The organism is Pseudomonas sp. O39, from assembly GCF_045447295.1.
GTDB classification, from domain to species: Bacteria; Pseudomonadota; Gammaproteobacteria; order Pseudomonadales; family Pseudomonadaceae; genus Aquipseudomonas; species Aquipseudomonas antarctica_A.
On the sequence record NZ_JBJGXV010000052.1, the window covers coordinates 1 to 2,721 of the forward strand.

At 54.2% G+C, this 2,721-nt stretch carries 4 protein-coding genes; 2 read left to right on the plus strand and 2 right to left on the minus strand.

The window, feature by feature from the left end:
- Positions 1-211, minus strand: a 211-nt coding sequence (locus ACI77D_RS29175; RefSeq protein ID WP_407018083.1) for a hypothetical protein, incomplete at its 3' end; no start/stop codon positions are given.
- Between the two features lie 46 nt (positions 212-257).
- Positions 258-1,130: a patatin-like phospholipase family protein gene (locus tag ACI77D_RS29180; protein WP_407018084.1), complete on the minus strand. Its 873-nt coding sequence runs from the start codon at positions 1,128-1,130 to the stop codon at positions 258-260.
- Between the two features lie 321 nt (positions 1,131-1,451).
- On the opposite strand from ACI77D_RS29180, the gene ACI77D_RS29185 reads away from it, so the two are divergent.
- Positions 1,452-2,090 carry a cytochrome b/b6 domain-containing protein gene (locus tag ACI77D_RS29185; protein WP_407018085.1) on the plus strand — a complete coding sequence of 213 codons (639 nt, stop codon included), beginning with the start codon at positions 1,452-1,454 and terminating at the stop codon, positions 2,088-2,090.
- On the plus strand, positions 2,087-2,721 hold a 635-nt coding region (locus ACI77D_RS29190; protein ID WP_407018086.1), incomplete at its 3' end, for a molybdopterin-dependent oxidoreductase. The genes ACI77D_RS29185 and ACI77D_RS29190, both read left to right, overlap by 4 nt.

The following is a 2,721-nucleotide window of genomic DNA, read 5'->3' on the forward strand; positions in this document are numbered from 1 at the left end:
GTTTGAGAACTGTTGTTGACCATAGCACAGGTTTTGTATCGGTCACCACAAAACAAATTTCACATCTCCGAGCTTCACTGACCAGAGATGCGCACGGAAGAATTCTCGAATGAAAGAACAAGAACTGGTCAACTTTTGATATCGGCTCGCCCCCTTCCACATCCAGAGAATAGGCGGCGCACGTGAGCCAACCATTCAGCGCCAGGGTCATCTACCGCCGCATGCAATAGGTAGACCTGCCTTTTGAGAGGCGAAGATCACTCTTCACCAAAGTGATGAGTATGGGCGAGTAACGAATCGGGTATCCCGTCGCGAATCAATCCGCCCTCTTCTATCCAGGCTTGTGTTGACTGATAAGCCCGTTGCAGCAATTGGTCTGTCTGGTTGAAGTCGAACACTGAAGCGTCCAGTGGGCACAACGGCGGGACGACATGGATGGCTGCGCGTGCGCGGTACAACTCGATGTCACGCACAAGTTGACGCATGCTCATCAAATTGAGCGTGTGCAAGGCTAGCGCAACGAGTCCACTGGGCGGACATGGGCAGGCACAACCGAATCCGGTAGGAAGAACCAGAACTCGTATTGCCCCCAATGCCACCGCACTGGCAATCGGCGTATTACTGCTGACTCCGCCATCGACTAGGAACTTTTCTCCGACTCGCACGCTGGGAAACACAAGCGGAATCGCAGCGCTAGCGAGCAAAGCCTGTTCAGCACTGCCACTGGACAGAAGCTCTTCGGCACCGCTGAGCAAATTGGTGGTGACGATATAAAGCGGTAACTCGGTGTCTTCGATCAATTTGACCGGCAGTGATCTGCTCACTAAACGATGCAATGCGGATGCGCTCAGCAAGTGCCCACGTCGATTAACAATACCCTTGAGGGTATCGAACGCCGAGAACGGAAACACATCTGACTTACGCAGACTGCGCCAGAAGTCCGCGAGTTCGCTCACGCCTTTGGCATTCGGTCTGGCTGCGAAGTAGGCACCGTTGATGGCGCCGACCGAAGCTCCAACCACCAGGTCGAATGAAACCTCAGCCTCAACGAGCGCCTGTAACATGCCGACCTGAACCGCGCCAAGGCTCCCACCACCAGCAAGTACAAGAGCAGTCTTTTCAGTTGGCATAAACGTACCCTCATCGATAACGCCCCTCTGACGTTACAAGCCTAGCTGGCTGGCGACATTGGCTACGAGAATGATTTTGACTCTACGTAAACCCATCAATGCTGCTTCGAGCTTTGAGTCCACTCTTCGACGTGTTCAGCTTTTTTATTAAGGCGTCAATTTGTCGGGGTCAATTCAAGCTTTTCGGATGGATGCTACCTGCCTGAGAGGCATATTGGACGTACGGAACGCTTCGCCCACCTCGAAGGGCGTCGTGTTTTGAGTTAGCGTCTACACTCGATCAAATGGTTATGACGTTATTCCTATTTGGAGTCTCCTCCAATGCAAGCTGCACCTGAAACAACCCGTGCTGCTCCTGTGGCCCCAAAAAGCAGTCATCCAGCCTGGTTGAGATTGGCACATTGGCTGAACGCTTTGGCGGTGTTGGTGATGGTCACGAGCGGATGGCGTATCTACAACGCCTCTCCCCTTTATGGTTTTGATTTTCCCAAGTCGATCACCCTGGGTGGCTGGCTGGGAGGCGCGTTGCAATGGCATTTCGCAGCCATGTGGATGCTGGTTGTAGTCAGCCTTGTCTACGTTCTGTTCAATCTTTTTAGTGGCCGGCTGTCGCGACGATTTTTTCCTGTATCACCCAAAGGCTTTTTTCATGACCTGTGGTCTGCACTCCATGGGCGGTTGGCGCATGACGATATAAGCCATTACAACCACGTGCAGCGTGTTGCGTATCTGTTCGTGATGCTGGACATCACCGCCCTGGTGATTTCCGGCCTGGTATTGTGGAAGTCAGTACAGTTTCCGCTACTACGTGAACTGCTGAGCGGCTATGACAGCGCGCGGCACGTCCACTTTATTGCGATGTCTTTGTTGGTGGCTTTCATCGCAGTGCATTTGGTGATGGTCGCACTGGTTCCAAAGACGTTATGGGCCATGATCGTCGGCCATAAGGTGCGCGTATGAGGAAGCGTGAGCAACGCCCAGGGCTGGATGAGTCGTCCATTCTGAAGGATGCACGGAAAATTATTTCGCTCCAGGTCGAAGATCGCTCACGGCGCGCCTTCCTGCTGCGTAGCCTGACCCTGGGCGGCGTGGCGATGCTGTCCGGCTGCAACATTTCCGATAACGATCAAGTTGAAACGGCACTGTCCTCCATGTCGCGCTTCAATGACAGGGTGCAGGGCTGGCTGTTCAACCCGAACGCCATGGCCCCTACCTACGCAGAGTCGATGATTACGCGGCCATTTCCCTTCAATGCCTTCTACGGCATCGACGAAGCGCCTGTCGTCGATGAAGACACCTACCGATTGGAAGTAACCGGCATGGTCGCCGACAAGCACAGTTGGAGGCTTGAAGAACTGCGTGCCATGGCCCAGACCGATCAGATCACCCGGCACATCTGTGTCGAGGGCTGGAGCGCCATTGGCCGATGGGGAGGCGTGCGCTTCAGTGATTTCCTCAAGCGCGTTGGCGCAGATACCGACGCAAAGTACGTCGGCTTCAAATGTGCCGACGATTACTACACCAGTATCGACATGGCCACGGCGCTACATGCTCAAACGCTGCTGACGCTGACCTACGACGGTGCCGTATT